Annotated in this window: 14 protein-coding genes and 1 tRNA gene; 12 read left to right on the forward strand and 3 right to left on the reverse strand. The window is 63.6% G+C overall.

From position 1 onward, the window contains the following. Nucleotides 1–72 precede the first annotated feature (72 nt). Together VB672_RS08655 and VB672_RS08660 are read left to right on the forward strand one after the other, a co-directional pair. On the forward strand, nucleotides 73–1191 hold the full coding sequence (locus VB672_RS08655; RefSeq protein ID WP_329783786.1) for a M20 family metallopeptidase: 1119 nt from the start codon (nucleotides 73–75) through the stop codon (nucleotides 1189–1191). Between the two features lie 20 nt (nucleotides 1192–1211). Beyond that, nucleotides 1212–1646, forward strand: coding sequence for a GNAT family N-acetyltransferase (locus tag VB672_RS08660; protein WP_442931954.1), 435 nt, complete (start codon nucleotides 1212–1214; stop codon nucleotides 1644–1646). Between the two features lie 16 nt (nucleotides 1647–1662). On the opposite strand, the gene VB672_RS08665 is transcribed toward VB672_RS08660, so the two are convergent. After that, nucleotides 1663–2301: a MarC family protein gene (locus tag VB672_RS08665; RefSeq protein ID WP_329783787.1), complete on the reverse strand. Its 639-nt coding sequence runs from the start codon at nucleotides 2299–2301 to the stop codon at nucleotides 1663–1665. 69 nt (nucleotides 2302–2370) lie between these two features. Here VB672_RS08665 and VB672_RS08670 point away from each other — a divergent pair, with 69 nt between their 5' ends. The 3 genes from VB672_RS08670 (at nucleotide 2371) to VB672_RS08680 (ending at nucleotide 8599) form a co-directional block, all read left to right on the forward strand. Further along, complete coding sequence (locus VB672_RS08670; RefSeq protein ID WP_329783788.1) at nucleotides 2371–3225, forward strand: hypothetical protein; 855 nt, start codon at nucleotides 2371–2373, stop codon at nucleotides 3223–3225. A gap of 1412 nt (nucleotides 3226–4637) precedes the next feature. Then, nucleotides 4638–7325, forward strand: a complete 2688-nt coding sequence (gene gyrA, locus VB672_RS08675) for a DNA gyrase subunit A (protein ID WP_442931975.1) — start codon at nucleotides 4638–4640, stop codon at nucleotides 7323–7325. Between the two features lie 380 nt (nucleotides 7326–7705). Continuing rightward, complete coding sequence (locus VB672_RS08680; protein WP_329783790.1) at nucleotides 7706–8599, forward strand: calcium-binding protein; 894 nt, start codon at nucleotides 7706–7708, stop codon at nucleotides 8597–8599. A 129-nt stretch (nucleotides 8600–8728) separates the two neighbouring features. Here VB672_RS08680 and VB672_RS08685 read toward each other — a convergent pair whose 3' ends face one another. Continuing rightward, on the reverse strand, nucleotides 8729–9016 hold the full coding sequence (locus tag VB672_RS08685) for a hypothetical protein (RefSeq protein WP_329783791.1): 288 nt from the start codon (nucleotides 9014–9016) through the stop codon (nucleotides 8729–8731). Between the two features lie 513 nt (nucleotides 9017–9529). After that, entirely contained in the window at nucleotides 9530–10141 is a 612-nt protein-coding gene (locus tag VB672_RS08690) for a hypothetical protein (protein WP_329783792.1), read from the reverse strand. A gap of 223 nt (nucleotides 10142–10364) precedes the next feature. Here VB672_RS08690 and coaD point away from each other — a divergent pair, with 223 nt between their 5' ends. From coaD to VB672_RS08725, 7 genes are all read left to right on the forward strand, one after another. Further along, nucleotides 10365–10865 (forward strand): pantetheine-phosphate adenylyltransferase, encoded by a 501-nt coding sequence (gene coaD, locus VB672_RS08695; protein ID WP_329783793.1) that lies wholly within the window; start codon nucleotides 10365–10367, stop codon nucleotides 10863–10865. 34 nt (nucleotides 10866–10899) lie between these two features. After that, nucleotides 10900–11448, forward strand: coding sequence for a peptidylprolyl isomerase (locus VB672_RS08700; protein WP_329783794.1), 549 nt, complete (start codon nucleotides 10900–10902; stop codon nucleotides 11446–11448). Next, nucleotides 11448–11954: a hypothetical protein gene (locus tag VB672_RS08705; protein WP_329783795.1), complete on the forward strand. Its 507-nt coding sequence runs from the start codon at nucleotides 11448–11450 to the stop codon at nucleotides 11952–11954. Before VB672_RS08700 ends, VB672_RS08705 begins: the two co-directional genes overlap by 1 nt. A 117-nt stretch (nucleotides 11955–12071) precedes the next feature. After that, nucleotides 12072–12539, forward strand: coding sequence for a peptidylprolyl isomerase (locus VB672_RS08710; protein ID WP_329783796.1), 468 nt, complete (start codon nucleotides 12072–12074; stop codon nucleotides 12537–12539). A gap of 122 nt (nucleotides 12540–12661) precedes the next feature. Then, a complete protein-coding gene (gene queA, locus VB672_RS08715) occupies nucleotides 12662–13738 on the forward strand; it encodes a tRNA preQ1(34) S-adenosylmethionine ribosyltransferase-isomerase QueA (protein WP_329783797.1) in 1077 nt (358 codons plus the stop codon). Nucleotides 13739–13850: 112 nt separating this feature from the next. After that, complete coding sequence (tgt, locus tag VB672_RS08720; protein ID WP_329783798.1) at nucleotides 13851–15032, forward strand: tRNA guanosine(34) transglycosylase Tgt; 1182 nt, start codon at nucleotides 13851–13853, stop codon at nucleotides 15030–15032. Between the two features lie 146 nt (nucleotides 15033–15178). After that, nucleotides 15179–15254: transfer RNA gene (locus VB672_RS08725), tRNA-Lys, on the forward strand. Nucleotides 15255–15454: the final 200 nt, after the last annotated feature.

A 15454-nucleotide genomic window follows, 5' to 3' on the forward strand; every position in this document is an offset into this window, starting at 1 on the left:
GGACATCGCAGGCTTGATGTTTCGGGCGAGGAGTGGTTAGCCAGCACGCACGATCATTCAGAAGAAGACACCATGAGCCTCTCCTCGCCGTCCCTTGAAACGCTCTTCACCTGGATCCGCACCGAGAGTCCGACCCATGACCGGGCTGGGGTCAACCTGATGATGGATCTCGTGGTTGCACAGATGCGCGACGCTCCGGTGGCGGTGGAGCGGGTCTCGGGCGAGCAGGGTCTCGGCGATGTCCTCGTCCTGCGGGCAGGGCCGCAGACGTCCGAGCCCGGCATTCTGGTCATGTCGCATCTCGACACGGTGCATCCGGTGGGCACCATCGAGAACGATCTGCCCCTGCGGGTCGCGGGCGATCGCCTCTACGGACCTGGGATCTACGACATGAAGGGCGGTGCCTGGTTCGCCCTGGAGGCGTTCAAGGATGTGGCCCGCCGGGGCACGGCGGCGCGGCCCATCGTGTTCCTGGTGACGCCCGACGAGGAGATCGGCTCGCCGATCACGCAGCCGATGATCGAGGATCTCGGACGGCGCTCGGCCTATGCGCTCGTGACGGAGCCCGCCCGCGACGGCGGCCAGATCGTCACGGCCCGCAAGGGGGTGGGGCGCTTCGACGTGCATGTGGAAGGCCGGCCGGCCCATGCGGGCTCGCGCCACAAGGACGGACGCAACGCGGTCTACGAGGCCGCCCGGCAGATTCTCGCCATCGAGGCCCTGACGGATTATGCGCGCGGCATCACCACCACGGTCGGCATGGTCTCGGGCGGCACGGCGGTGAACACCATTCCGCAGCATTGCCGCTTCCCGGTGGATCTGCGGGTCGAGACGGTGGCGGACGGGGAATCCGTATCGGCTGCGATCCTCGGGCTGAAGCCATCCAATCCGGACTTCAAACTCACCGTGACCGGCGGCATGAACCGCCCACCCTATGAGCGGACGGAGGCAACCTCCAGGCTCTTCGACCATGCCAAATCCCTGGCCGCCGAGATCGGCTTCGATCTCGTATCCGCGCCTCGGGTCGGCGGCGGTTCGGACGGCAACTTCACGGCGGCGCTCGGCATTCCGACCCTCGACGGCCTCGGGATCGACGGCGACGGGGCGCATACGCTTCAGGAATACGGCCTGATCTCGTCCATCGCGCCGCGCCAGAAGCTCATGATGCGCCTGCTCGAGACCCTGCGCTGAGGCCGATCATCATCTCGGATTTGCGGGATCGACCCGGCTTTGCCGATGCCGTCGCGGACCGCGTCTGGCGCGCCTTCTGGAAGAACAAGGGACATCCCTTGAGCCTGCTCACCGGTCTCGTGCGCGAGAGCTTCGGCGCCGGACCCATTCCGACCGCGCTCGTCGCTCAGGAAGATGATACGTTCATCGGCACCGTCTCCATCATCGCCTGCGACGAGGCGACGAGACCCCAATACACCCCCTGGGTCGCGGCGCTCTGGGTCGAGCCCGACTACCGGCGTCGCGGGATCGGTGCCGCCCTGGTCGAGAAGGCCGCCGCATTGGCATTCGGGGCAGGGGCGGAGCGCGTCTATCTGTTGTCGGGTCCAAACCGGCGATTGTTCTACGAGCGGCTGGGCTGGTCGGTGCTTGAGACGACTGACGACGGGATGTTCATCCTGAGCAGGGAAGCGTGACAGAGGTGGTTTCGGCTCAGGCTCCCGGACCCCGGAGCAGCGCCAGCACGCCGTCGATGATGAACTGCACGGCGAGGCCCGCGAGGATCACCCCGAGGAGACGGGTCAGGACCACGTTGCCCGTTACGCCGAGCCAGCGGGCGACGCGCTCGGCGGCGGAGAACACCACGAAGCAGCTCAGGATTCCCAGCGCGATCAGGATCAGCAGCGCGGACAGATAGACCACATTGCCGTCCGCCCGGCCTGCGAGCAGGATCACCGCCGTGATGGCGCCGGGGCCCGCCATGAGCGGAATGGCCAGCGGAAAGGCCGCGACGTTGCGGATGTGATCCTCCGTGATGGCGATGTCGGCCGTGTGCTGCTTGCGCTCGTTGCGGCGCTCGAACACCATCTCGAAGGCGATCCAGAACAGCAGCAGGCCGCCGGAGATGCGGAAGGCCGGAATGCCGACGCCGAGGAGCCGCAGCAGCACCTCGCCGCCGAGGCCGAAGAACGCCAGGATGCCGAAGGCGATCAGGCAGGCCCGCATGGAAACCCGGCGGCGCTCCGCGGCGGTCATGCCCCGGGTCAGCGACACGAAGATCGGCGCCAGCGCCACCGGATCGAGAGTGACGAGCAGGGTCACGAGGGCGGCGGAGATGTAGTCGAGGAGCATCGGCTGGACCTTCCCTTAAGCTTTGCGTTATGGCGTTCCCGAGGATGTTTGGCGAGGGGCGGGGCGACAATGTTCACGGTTTTGGATCGGATCAGCTGGCCGGGGCACCCGGACAAGCCCAACGAGGATATCTGCGGCGCCTCGGGCGACTGGGCCTGGGTGATCGACACGTCGATCTTTCCCGGTACGAAGCCCGTCATGGACGGGAAGAGCGATGCCGCCTGGCTGGCCCGGTTCGCGGACGAGCGGCTCTCCGACCTCGCCCCCTACGCTCAGGACGGCGTCGCCCTTCTGCGGCACGTGATGGAGGAGGCGCGCACGGCCTATCGGGCTGTAGCGCCTTCGGAGCGGCATGAGGACTTCGTTGCCTGGCCCCTGGGAGCCATGACCCTGGTGCGACGCAGGGGCAACGTTCTGGACGCCTGGACCTTCGGCGATACCACGGCCTATGTCCGGCAGCCCGACGGGACGGTTCAGGTTTTGGGCGATGCTCCCAATCTGCGCGACGCGGAGTCCGCGAAGGCGGCCGAACTGATGCAGCAGGCGGGATCCAAGCCCACGGCGATCCTGGACGCGCCCGTCTTTCTCGCGTGGCTCGGCGAGCGTCGGGAGCGGCAGCGGAAGAGCGGCGTTCCGGCCGCGCTCCTGAGCTTCAACCCGGATGCCGTGGATCGGCTTCGGCACGAGACGGCTCCGTGCGCGGACGGCACGGTGATCCTCCTGGCCTCAGACGGTTTCTCGGCCCTGGTCGATCTCTACGAGGCGATGGATGCCGGGGCCATCATGGAAGCCGCTCTCACCTCCGGCCTCGAGCCCCTGGCGAAGCTGGCACGGGAGATCGAGACGGAGCGCGACCCGGACGGCAGGCTCTATCCGCGATTCAAGGCGAGTGACGATGCGACGGCGATTTTGTTGAGGGTTTGACCAGCCACCGTCTCTTCCATCCCACCGGGTCTAGGCTCCAGCCTGATACTAGTTCTGGCGCTCTCGCCGTCATGGCCTTCCCCGGACGTGATCCGGGATCGGTCCCGGCCATCCCCTGCTCGCACGTTCCACTGATCGTTGCTTCCCTCCACCGACCATCGTTTCTCTCCCCGTCATGGTCGGCCTTGTGCCGGCCATCCCGATGCTGGGGAGCACGGCGCCTCTCGGATTGGGATCACCGGCACAAGGCCGGTGATGACGGGACGGGTAGCAGGAGCGGTGAGCAGGCGTGAGACCGTGATGTTTGAGACCGTAATGTTCTCACTTTGTTCTTGACACAGGGTTGCATCTGAGCTATACCCTTGTGCAGATCGGTTCCTGCGAGGGGCGCGCTCGCGAGGCGTCGCAGTGACGGGAGCCGGCACGGTCCTGCGGCAGGCCTCGCACGCCTGGGAGCGCAGGAGGCCGACCTTGGGTGTCGTCCCAGCTGGTCCGCCTGAAAAGAACCGTGCGCGAGGTGCCGTCCGGCTCTTCCATCTCCCACCATCATCATCGAGCCGGGCCGCCTCTCGCGCCACCCTCGATCGTCCTTCCGGCTCAGGGCTCACCAGCCCTGGGCCTGAAGGTGCTGGCTCGTTGACATCATGCATCAGCCCGCCCACGTCATGCCTCCCGCCACGTCATGGCCGGCCTCGTGCCGGCCATCCCGATCGGAGAGGCTCGGCGCTTCAATTCATCGGGATCACCAGGACAAGCCCGGTGATGACGAGGAGAAGGGCGGGTCCGCTGAGGCCCGCGGCGAGGGTGGCAGGGTCAGCCCGATCCGGTGGTTCAGGCTACACGCCCCACCGGCCTCATCCTGAGGAGCCGCGCAGCGGCGTCTCGAAGGAGGTCCAGCGGGCGCGGGATCCTCCGGGATGCCTTGTGGCAGCTTCTCCGGAGGCGGTCGGATCAGGGAGCGCAGGAGATCGGGACGAGGGTTGGGGTCCGTGTCCATGAATGCGCAGAAAAACAAAGCCAAACCAGTCCTTTAGACGTCGCAGTTGAACCGGGATCTCGTCTCTTGGGGCGCCCTGCGAAAGTGCCACAGGTGCGAGCTTGCCCGCGATTGCGTCCGACTCGACAATAAGTTGCTGAAACGTAAACGGATTTCGGCTTGCGCATTGCCTCTGGAAAACCCGTCAAAACGCTTGAAAATTGCCGCGTTCTCGCCCATCTAAGAGACTGATTTCAATTGGATTCGCGGGCCTGCCGAATGGCTTGACGAAGCGGCACCGATAAGCCGCCTCTCGCGAAAGGGCAGACCGTTTTAAGAAAGACCAACCTTGACCGATCCGAACGATAACCGCCCCGGCGGCCCCGGTGGGGACCAGCCGGCGAGCGACATCAAGCTGATTTCCATCGTCGACGAGATGAAGCGCTCCTACCTCGATTACGCCATGAGCGTGATCGTGAGCCGCGCTCTGCCCGATGCGCGCGACGGCCTCAAGCCCGTGCACCGGCGCATCCTCTACTCGATGCACGAGAACGGCTATACGCCGGACAAGAAATACGTGAAGTCCGCCCGCATCGTCGGCGACGTGATGGGTCAATACCATCCGCACGGCGACAGCGCGATCTACGACGCCTTGGTGCGCATGGCGCAGGACTTCTCCCTGCGCCTCATGCTCGTGGACGGGCAGGGCAATTTCGGCTCCGTGGACGGCGATCCGCCGGCGGCCATGCGCTACACCGAGTCCCGTCTCGCCAAGGCGGCGATGCCGCTCCTCGACGACATCGACAAGGACACGGTCGATTTCACCCCCAACTACGACGAATCCAAGGACGAGCCGTCGGTTCTGCCGGCCCGCTTTCCGAACCTGCTCGTCAACGGCGCCGGCGGCATCGCGGTCGGCATGGCCACCAACATGCCGCCCCACAATCTGGGCGAGGTCATCAACGGCTGCCTGGCCTTCATCGACAATGTCGGCATCTCCACCGAGGAGCTGATCGAGCTCATCCCCGGGCCGGACTTCCCGACCGGCGCGCTCATCCTCGGCCGCGCGGGCGTCAAGTCCGCCTACACGACCGGCCGCGGCTCCATCGTCATGCGGGCGAAGTCCGAAGTGGAGGAGATCCGCAAGGACCGCGAGGCGCTGATCTTCACCGAGATTCCCTATCAGGTGAACAAGGCCTCGCTGATCGAGAAGATCGCCGAGCTGGTGCGCGAGAAGAAGATCGAAGGCATCGCGGACCTGCGCGACGAATCCGACCGCGACGGCATGCGCATCGTGGTCGAGATCAAGCGGGACGCGATGGCCGACGTGGTTCTCAATCAGCTCTACCGCTACACGCCGCTGCAGACGAGCTTCGGCGCCAACATGGTGGCGCTCAACGGCGGCCGCCCCGAGCTGATGAATCTGAAGGACCTGATCAAGGCCTTCGTCGATTTCCGCGAGGAGGTCGTCTCCCGCCGCACCAAGTATCTGCTCAACAAGGCCCGCGAGCGCGCTCACGTTCTGTGCGGTCTCGCCATCGCGGTGGCCAATATCGACGAGGTCATCCGCCTCATCCGCACGGCGCCGGATCCGAACACCGCCCGCGAGGCCCTCATGGGCCGCGACTGGCCGGCCCACGACATCGCGCCGCTCATCGCGCTCGTGGACGATCCGCGCCACAAGATCAACGAGGACGGCACCTATCGTCTCTCCGAGACCCAGGCCCGCGCCATCCTCGACCTGCGCCTGCAGCGCCTCACGGCTCTCGGCCGGGACGAAATCGGCGACGAGCTGTCGAAGCTCGCGGCGGAGATCTCCGATTATCTCGAGATCCTGCGCTCGCGTGTCCGCATCATGGACATCATCAAGGGCGAGCTCATCGAAGTCCGTGACACCTTCGCGACCCCGCGCAAGACCCAGATCGTCGACTGGGATTCCGACGTCGACGACGAGGACCTGATCGCCCGCGAGGACATGGTCGTCACCGTGTCCCATGCCGGCTACATCAAGCGCGTGCCGCTCTCGACCTACCGGGCTCAGCGCCGCGGCGGCAAGGGCCGCTCCGCCATGACGACCCGGGACGAGGATTTCGTCACCCGCCTGTTCGTGGCGAACACCCATACGCCCGTCATCTTCTTCTCCTCCGAAGGCCAGGCCTACAAGGAGAAGGTGTGGCGCTTGCCGCTGGCGGCTCCCAACGCCAAGGGCAAGGCCCTGGTGAACATGCTGCCGCTCAGCCAAGGCGAGCGCATCACCACCATCATGCCGCTGCCCGAGGACGAGGCGTCCTGGGACAAGCTCGACGTGATGTTCGCCACCTCCCGCGGCACGGTCCGCCGCAACAAGCTGTCCGACTTCGTCCAGGTCAACCGCGGCGGCAAGATCGCCATGAAGCTGGATGAGGGCGAGCATATCGTCGACGTGCAGATCTGCTCGGAGAACGACGACGTGCTGCTCACCACGGCCAAGGGCCAGTGCATCCGCTTCCCGGTCACGGACGTGCGCGTCTTCAAGGGTCGCGATTCCATGGGCGTGCGCGGCATCAACCTGGCCGAGGGCGACGACATCATCTCCATGGCGATCCTGCGCCACGTGGAGGCCACGGGCGAGGAGCGCGCGGCCTATCTCAAGATGCGCCGCGCAGTCACCGGCGAGCAGATGGGTGCCGACCCGGACGCATCGGAGGATGCGGAGGATACGGAGGGCGCAAACTTCTCCCTCTCGCAGGAGCGCTACGCGGAGATGAGCGCGCAGGAGCAGTGCATCCTGACGATCTCCGAGAAGGGCTACGGCAAGCGCACCGTGTCCTACGAGTACCGCATCACGGGACGCGGCGGCAAAGGCATCACGGCCATGGCGGTGAACGGCCGCAACGGCAAGCTGGTGGCGTCGTTCCCGGTCGAGAACTCGGACCAGATCATGCTCGTCACCGATGGCGGCCAGCTGATCCGCGTGCCCGTGGAGGGCATCCGCGTCGTCGGCCGCAACTCGCAGGGCGTCACCGTCTTCTCCACCCGCGACAAGGAGAAGGTGGTCTCGGTGGAGCACATCGAGGGTGAGGATGAGGACGGCGAAGGCGTCGACGACGTCTCGTTCGAAGGCGGAGAGGCTGCCGAGGAGTAAGGAGCCTCCTCCCGGTTGAGAAGATGCAAAACCCGCCGGCTCAGGTCGGCGGGTTTTTGCGTGGCATATCATACAGGCGATCTGTCAGATGATTGTTACGAGAATAGCTCTTGCGCCTGCAGCGTTCTGCGGAAGGAGAGGCGCAGATTCCGGGCTTTGACAGACGTCGAATAACCGAGCCTCGTCCAGTCGGGCGATCCCTGGCAACGAAGGTTGTCGGAACGTCCTATATGTCGGAATGGCGTCTGTATTGGGATTTGCTTTCGCAGGGCGAAGTGCAAACAAAAAGTTGAATGTAACTTTATAGAGTTATATATTTGTGCCCTGGTTCATCTTTCAGGTTTGTCATGACGATTCGCACTATCCAAGAGAATCTCTTAATGAGAGAGCTCATCACTGCCGCGACTGCTGTTAGCCATACACCAACGGATATCGTGCTGGACGCGAATCGCGTGATTGAGGACACATTCAACGGCGAGGCGATCGGTCAGCTTACTGCTGCTGATCCGGATGAAGTCGATTATTTCACCTTTTCTCTCGTAGACGATGCGGGCGGGCGTTTCACCATCGATGAGTTCGGACAGCTCGTCGTCGCGAACGCAGCCCTGATCGACTATGAGACGGTACAATCACATACCGTCATCGTCCGGGTGACCGACAACAGCGGACTGACGTTTGACAAGTCGTTCGCCATCATGGTCGTCGATAGCAGTGCCGACGGTAAAGCAACTGGTCCTCTCCTCTTCGGTTCCGATGGAGCCGACGTTCTCTCGGGCACAGCCGGAAACGACACTATCGACGGCTTCTTCGGAAACGATTTCCTGCAGAGTTTCGCCGGGGACGATATTCTTTACGGCCATAGTGATGACGATGTTCTGGAAGGAGGAGATGGCAGCGATTGGCTTGTCGGAGGCTATGGCCGGGATGTCCTGTTCGGCGGCAATGGTAAGGATCGGTTCGCTTTCGATGTCAAACCCGATCGAAAGGACCTCGACAAGATCGCGGACTTCTCGGTTAAGGACGACACGATCTTTCTGAACGATGCGTGGATGACGAAGATAGCGTCGCGTGTCGGCTCTCGTGCGGTCAAGTTGAAGAAGGAATACTTCGTCATCGGCAACAAGGCCAAGGATGAGAACGACTATGTTATCTACGACGCCAGGAAGGGCTTCCTCTATTACGACAAGAACGGTTCGTCCGCAGGAGGAGCAGTGGCTATTGCCACTCTCTACAAAAATCTCAAGATGACTGCCGCGGATTTCCTGATCTACTGAATGATCGCGTTCCTGTGCCAGTAAAGGACGGGCAATGGTGCGATTTCGCTAATGGCGCTGCGGGTAGCGCAGATGAAGACTTCGGACCCTCGGGTTGGCCGCTCTCATCAGGGGTGAGTTCGACGCATATTACCGGTCGTTCGCGACCCGCATCTGTGCCGCCGCGCTGACCCCCGCGTCGCTTTCGAAGATCGGGTCGAAACGGCAGCCGCCCGGGAGGTTTCCCAATGCCCCGCCATTCCAGCTTTCGATTGTTCCGCCGTAATCCCATTCGAAGCCATAAAGAATGAACGGCTTGCCGTTTACCGTCTCGACAGCCTTGAAGGGGCTTCCGACCCGCAGCCCCTCCGGTCCGGACCAGCCCGATCCCTGCAGATCAACCGAGCCGGACGGCGGAGCGCTTTCTCGTCGGACCAAAGGACCACCAGACGCCGGGACGGATCTTTCGGGAAGACGACGCTGGCCCTGACTTCCAGGCCTTCCGGTTCATGGACCGTCTTCTGGATGACATTCTCGCGGCCGAAGGCTGCACGAGGCGCTTGTGGTCCGCATCCTTGCCGAGCGGGCCCCGGCACTCCAGCTCATCGGCATGGGCAAGGCCGGCAACCAGGAATACTCCAACTGCAAATCCTAAACGCAGGACCGGCAGCTCACGGGATTTCGTATTTCAAGTCAGACTCGCCAGCGCGGCCGGGCTCAAGACGGCAACGGCCGTGATGGCGACGATGAAAAGACGGACGATCATGGCTCTCTCCTGACTTAAGGTGAGCCCTATGTCTCACGGCGTCGTCCAGGTTGCCGTGTGCCAGCGCACGGCTTGCCGGACGGCCAGTCTCGGCGAGGCGTGGCCTCTTGCAGCGAACGAGCATCCGCCTTTCGGCGAATGAAAAGCGTTCGAATGCCAGGTTTGTATGCTCTCCCACCACCATCTCATCGTTGAGGATAGCCTATTTTGAGGCTCTCTATCCTTGGATTGGCGGCTCTCATCTCCGTCGAGTCCGAGGCGAACACCCGGCTGCCGCCGACCTTCTCCAGGATGGACATGGGCACGTTTTCATCAGGCCTGAAAATCATGCTCAGGATGCAGCCGCCGGGAAGGGTGCTCAATACGCCCTCCTTCCAGCTTTCCACGGTGCCGCCATAGTCCCAATCGAACCCGGATAGGGAGAATGGCTTGCCATTGGCGGCTTCCACAGCTGCCATGGGCATGCCGACACGCAGACCCTTCGGGCCGGACCAGCTAGAGCCGATCATCTCGATCCTTGCCGGGTAGCGGCGTGCCTTCTCATCGATCCAGATGATCTCGAGCCGCCGAGCAGGATCATTTGGAAACACGATGGTTCCCTGGAACTCGGTGCCCTCGGCTCCATACACCGTTTCCTGCGTGACATTGGCCCGGCCGAAGGCGCTGACCAGGCGATTGTAATCCGAATCCCGGGCAAAGGGTCCCCGGCAAATCAGTTCATCCGCGTATACGGGACCGAAAACAAAACAGGCGATGGTAACCGAAAGCGCATTCGATAATGGAGTGCTGATCTTCATCGTCTAATCCGATCATGCCAGAGTTAGCCAAGAAGCACATAAGCGCTTGAGATTGCTGCTGGTGTCAGAACAGCGATTGAAATCAGGAACACGACGATGAGGCGAACCATCACTGGACTTCTCCTTACTTTGAGTAAGGATATTATGGAGCAGTCCTGCAATTCCGATCGTGCGCCAACGCACGGCTTGCTCCTCGGCCGTTATCTCGCTACGCCTTAGCCTTATGACACGCACCGCGCTCTATACCGGCAGCTTCGACCCCGTCACCAACGGGCATCTGGACGTCCTGCGCCAGGCCTGCAGCGTGGCGGACCGGATCGTGATCGCCATCGGGGTCCATTCCTCGAAGGCCCCGATCTTTTCCGCCGAAGAGCGGGCCGAGATGCTGCGGGAGGTCTGCGGGCCGGTGCTGCAGGAGAGGGGCGTTGCGCTGGAGGTGGTGACCTTCAGCGATCTTGCGGTCGAGGCGGCCCGCCGCCACGGTGCGAGCCTCATCGTCCGTGGGCTCCGGGACGGCACGGATTTCGACTACGAGATCCAGATGGCCTCCATGAACGCCGCCATGGCGCCGGAGGTCCAGACCGTTTTCTTCCCGGCCTCGCCCCCGGTTCGCCCCATCACGGCCACGCTTGTGCGCCAGATCGCCGGAATGGGCGGCGACGTCTCGGCCTTCGTGCCGGGTCTTGTCGCCGAACGCCTGAAGGCCACATTCAATCGGCCATAAAGTTTCATCGTCCTTGATAAGGAGACTTCCCACCATGAAGCGTTTACTCGCCGCCGGAGCGCTCGTGCTCGCAGGCCTCGTTCCCGCCGCCGCCCAGCAGGCCGCCGACCCGCAGAACACGATCTTCCTCGACACCAAGGACGGCCGCATCACCATCCGCCTGCGCCCGGACCTCGCGCCCAAGCATGTGGAGCAGATCAAGACGCTCACGAAGCAGGGCTTCTACAACGGCGTCGTCTTCCATCGGGTGATCGACGGCTTCATGGCCCAGACCGGCGATCCGACCGGCACCGGCACCGGCAAGTCCAGCCTGCCCAACATCCCGGCCGAGTTCACCAAGACCCAGTACAAGCGCGGCTCCGTCGGCATGGCCCGCTCCCAGAGCCCGGATTCCGCCAACAGCCAATTCTTCATCTGCTACGAGGGCTGCGGCCCGCTGACCGGCCAGTACACCCTCTTCGGCGAGGTCGTGTCGGGCATGGAGGTGGTCGACAAGATCAAGAAGGGCGACGCGGCCGCCAACGGCATGGTGTCGAACCCGGACAAGATCGTGAAGATGCAGCTTGCCGCCGACGGGAAGTGATGCGCCACCTGCGATCAAACGGAGCGGGGATCGCCGCGTTCCTCCTGAGCTTGGCCCTGGCTGCGCCGGGTCTTGCCCAGGGGTTGTTCGGCGATCCGGACGAGCGTCGCGAGTCCCCTCCGTCCCTGCCGCAGAGTTTCAACGGCATCATCCGCCCTCCGAGCGGCGAGGAGATCCCGAAGCAGGTCGACACCCTCAATGATATCGTGCGGGCGATGCAGGCCTGCTGGCGGCCGGCGGGCGTGCGCTATTCCGGCCAGTCGGTGACGATCCGCATCAGCTTCAAGCGGAACGGCGAGGTGCTTGGCAAGCCTATGATCACTCATTACCGGGAGGGCGAACCCGACGCCGCAAACCGGGAGGCTTTCACGCAAGCCGTAAGGGAGGCCCTGGTGCGTTGCTCGCCCATGCCGTTCAGCGACAAGCTCGGCGCCGCGGTGGCCGGCCGTCCTTTCACGTTCCGCTTCGTTGATTCCCCGGCAACTGAAAAACAACAGTTCCTTTAACGCGGTGTGCCGAACGGCAGGCTCGAGTCAGCGACCAAGGGATCTCACTTTTGGGTCCCGCGCTCTAGTGACCGGCGACCGCATCCCCTAAATACACGCCATTCCAAGGAGATTCTCATGGCAGACCCCGAAAACACCATCATCATGGAAACCACCAAGGGCCGTGTGGTCATCGAGCTGCGCCCCGATCTGGCTCCCGGCCACGTGGAGCGCATCAAGACGCTGTCCCGCCAGGGTTTTTATGACAACGTGCCGTTCCACCGGGTGATCGAGGGCTTCATGGCCCAGACCGGAGACCCGACCGGCACCGGCACCGGCGGCTCCGACATGCCGGACCTCAAGGCCGAGTTCAATGCCGAGCCGCATGTGCGCGGCACCTGCTCCATGGCCCGCACCAACTTTCCCCATTCGGCGAACTCGCAATTCTTCATCTGCTTCGACGACGCCCGCTTCCTCGACAAGCAATACACCGTCTGGGGCAAGGTGACCGAGGGAATGGACAACGTGGACAAAATTAAGCGCGGCGAACCCGTGCGCGATCCCGATCGCATCGTCTCCATGAAGGTCGCGGCCGACGCGGCTTGAGCGCGTTCTCCCTTTAATACCGTCATGCCCGGGCTCGTTCCGGGCATCCACGTCTTGGAAGCGCTCCGAGACGTGGATGGCCGCAACTAACGCGGCCATGACGCGGACGATGAACACCATCCATGCGCGTCGACCTTTTCGATTTCGATCTCCCCGAAACCAGCATCGCGCTCCGCCCCGTGGAGCCGCGGGATGCCGCGCGCATGCTCGTGGTCCGGCCCGACACCAACCTCGAAGACCGGATCGTCCACGACCTGCCGGATCTCCTGCAGCCGGGCGACGTGCTGGTCCTCAACGACACCAAGGTCATTCCCTCCCGCCTCTACGGCCTGCGCGTCCGTGAGGAGACGGCGGCTCGGGTCGAGGTCATGCTGCACAAGCGCGAGGGCGCCGACCGCTGGCGCGCCTTCGCGCGGCCGGCCAAGAAGCTCAACATCGGTGACCGCATCCGCTTCGGCGAGGCGTCCGAGAGCACCGCCTGCGAACTGGTGCGGCTCGATGCCGAGGTTATCGAGAAGGGCGAGGGGGGCGACGTGACGCTGCGCTTCTCGTTTGCTGGCGCCTTCCTGGACGAGGCTATCGCTCGGCTCGGAGAACTGCCGCTGCCGCCCTACATCGCCGGCAAGCGCCCCACCGACGACAAGGACCTGGACGACTACCAGACGGTCTATGCCAAGGACGAGGGGGCCGTCGCCGCCCCAACCGCCGGGCTGCACTTCACCGAGGATCTCTTCCGCCGCCTCGACAGGCGCGGCATCGCCCGTCATTTCGTGACGCTCCATGTGGGAGCGGGCACCTTCCTGCCGGTAAAGGCCGATGATACGAACGAGCACCGGATGCATGCGGAATGGGGCTCCGTCTCGGACGAGACTGCGCAGGCGCTCAACGAGACCCGGGCCAGTGGAGGGCGGATCGTGGCGGTAGGCACCACATCCCTCCGGCTCTTGGAGAGCGCAGCCCGTGAGGACGGGACGATTGAGCCTTTCTCCGGCGACACGGCCATCTTCATCACGCCGGGCTATCGTTTCAAGGCGGTGGACGTCCTCATGACCAATTTCCATCTCCCGCGCTCGACCCTCTTCATGCTGGTTTCGGCTTTCGCAGGGCTGGATTGCATGAAGGCCGCCTATGCCCATGCGATCGAAACGGGCTATCGCTTCTACTCCTATGGCGATGCGAGTTTGCTGTTCCGGCGTTGATACCCCATGTCGTCCCGGCCTGCGGAATGCGCGGGAAAGGGATCCATCGGTGAGGTGCGGCGGTTATGGACTCCGCCGTATCCAGGCCGGGATTGATACTGAGAGTTTCTGAATGACAACCGAGAGTTTCACCTTCACCGTCAACAAGACCGACGGAGCGGCCCGCACCGGCGAGATCCGGATGCCGCGCGGCGTCATCCGCACGCCTGCCTTCATGCCCGTCGGTACGGCCGCCACCGTCAAGGCCATGTATCCCGACCAGGTGAAAGCGCTCGGCGCCGATGTGGTGCTCGGCAACACTTATCACCTCATGCTGCGCCCGGGGGCGGAGCGTGTCGCCAAGCTCGGCGGTCTGCACCAGTTCATGAATTGGCCGTATCCGATCCTCACCGATTCCGGCGGCTTCCAGGTCATGTCGCTCTCGGCCCTGCGCAAGATCGACGAGACCGGGGTGACCTTCCAGTCCCATATCGACGGCTCGACCCATGTTCTGACGCCGGAGCGCTCCATCGAGATCCAAGGGCTCCTTGGGTCCGATATTCAGATGCAGCTCGACGAATGCGTGAAGCTGCCGTGCTCCGACGAGGTGGCCGAGAAGGCCATGCGCCTGTCGCTTCGCTGGGCCGAGCGGTGCCGGGTGGCCTTCGGCGAGCAGCCGGGCAAGGCCATGTTCGGCATCATCCAGGGGGGAGCGGTGGAGCGGCTGCGCATCGAGAGTGCGAAGGAGCTCGCGGCCCTCGACCTCAAAGGCTACGCCATCGGCGGCTTGGCCGTGGGCGAACCCCAGGACGTGATGCTGCGCATGATCGAGACGGTCGAGCCGCATATGCCGAAGGAGAAGCCCCGCTACCTCATGGGGGTGGGCACGCCGGACGATATCGTGGAGGCGGTGCGCCGGGGCGTCGACATGTTCGATTGCGTCATGCCCACCCGGGCCGGGCGTCACGGCCAAGTCTTCACCCGCCACGGCCGCATGAACCTGCGCAACGCGCGCTTTGCCGAGGACCTGAGCCCGCTCGACGCTGAATCGAAATGCACGGCCTCCAACACCTATTCCCGCGCCTACCTGCACCACCTCGTCCGCTCGAACGAGATCTTGGGCATGATGCTGCTGACCTGGAACAATCTGGCCTATTACCAGGAACTCATGGCCGGCTTGCGCAAGGCGATCGCCGAAGGACGGCTTGAGACCTATATCGGCGAGGTCAAGGAAGGCTGGGCCAAGGGTGAGCGGGACAGCAAAGCGGAAATCGGCCAGCACGCCGACAATATTGCCATGGTGGCGGAGGGTTAGCTGCCCGGGCTGACGAAAGGGCTTCCTCCGGGCAGATTTCGAGAAACTGCAGCCTCTCTCGGCCCAAAGCTGAGGAATTACCGACCCAGACCGGGCTTTTCGATTGACCCGAAGCCCGAGAGTCCCTATCTCGGGCTCACCTCTGGGAGCGCGTAGCTCAGCCGGTAGAGCATCTGACTTTTAATCAGAGGGTCCTGGGTTCGAGTCCCAGCGCGCTCACCAAGCCTTATCAAGCGCTTAGTCGCTAATCAGGCTTGGTCTTGCTTCCCAGAAAACCGTGTTGGGAAGCACGTTGAACTGAATGAGCTTTTCCGGTGCTGTCGCATCGGTTCACCCGCAGGTCGACCCTTACTGCCAGAACCAACGAGCGTCAGGAATCAGCCTGAGAGGGGACCTTGTTACGGTCACGCTGGATAACTCAG

The sequence above is a fragment of the Microvirga sp. CF3016 genome, assembly GCF_036314085.1.
In the GTDB taxonomy this organism is placed as follows: Bacteria; Pseudomonadota; Alphaproteobacteria; order Rhizobiales; family Beijerinckiaceae; genus Microvirga.

What these genes read in the sequence shown, in the direction of transcription:
- coaD (WP_329783793.1), top strand. Translation starts at nt 10,365, where the DNA reads ATGACACGCACCGCGCTCTATACCGGCAGCTTCGACCCCGTCACCAAC.
- VB672_RS08665 (WP_329783787.1), bottom strand. Translation starts at nt 2,301, where the DNA reads ATGCTCCTCGACTACATCTCCGCCGCCCTCGTGACCCTGCTCGTCACT.
- VB672_RS08705 (WP_329783795.1), top strand. Translation starts at nt 11,448, where the DNA reads ATGCGCCACCTGCGATCAAACGGAGCGGGGATCGCCGCGTTCCTCCTG.
- VB672_RS08655 (WP_329783786.1), top strand. Translation starts at nt 73, where the DNA reads ATGAGCCTCTCCTCGCCGTCCCTTGAAACGCTCTTCACCTGGATCCGC.
- VB672_RS08680 (WP_329783790.1), top strand. Translation starts at nt 7,706, where the DNA reads ATGAGAGAGCTCATCACTGCCGCGACTGCTGTTAGCCATACACCAACG.
- queA (WP_329783797.1), top strand. Translation starts at nt 12,662, where the DNA reads ATGCGCGTCGACCTTTTCGATTTCGATCTCCCCGAAACCAGCATCGCG.
- VB672_RS08700 (WP_329783794.1), top strand. Translation starts at nt 10,900, where the DNA reads ATGAAGCGTTTACTCGCCGCCGGAGCGCTCGTGCTCGCAGGCCTCGTT.
- VB672_RS08690 (WP_329783792.1), bottom strand. Translation starts at nt 10,141, where the DNA reads ATGAAGATCAGCACTCCATTATCGAATGCGCTTTCGGTTACCATCGCC.
- VB672_RS08710 (WP_329783796.1), top strand. Translation starts at nt 12,072, where the DNA reads ATGGCAGACCCCGAAAACACCATCATCATGGAAACCACCAAGGGCCGT.
- VB672_RS08670 (WP_329783788.1), top strand. Translation starts at nt 2,371, where the DNA reads ATGTTCACGGTTTTGGATCGGATCAGCTGGCCGGGGCACCCGGACAAG.
- tgt (WP_329783798.1), top strand. Translation starts at nt 13,851, where the DNA reads ATGACAACCGAGAGTTTCACCTTCACCGTCAACAAGACCGACGGAGCG.
- gyrA (WP_442931975.1), top strand. Translation starts at nt 4,638, where the DNA reads ATGAAGCGCTCCTACCTCGATTACGCCATGAGCGTGATCGTGAGCCGC.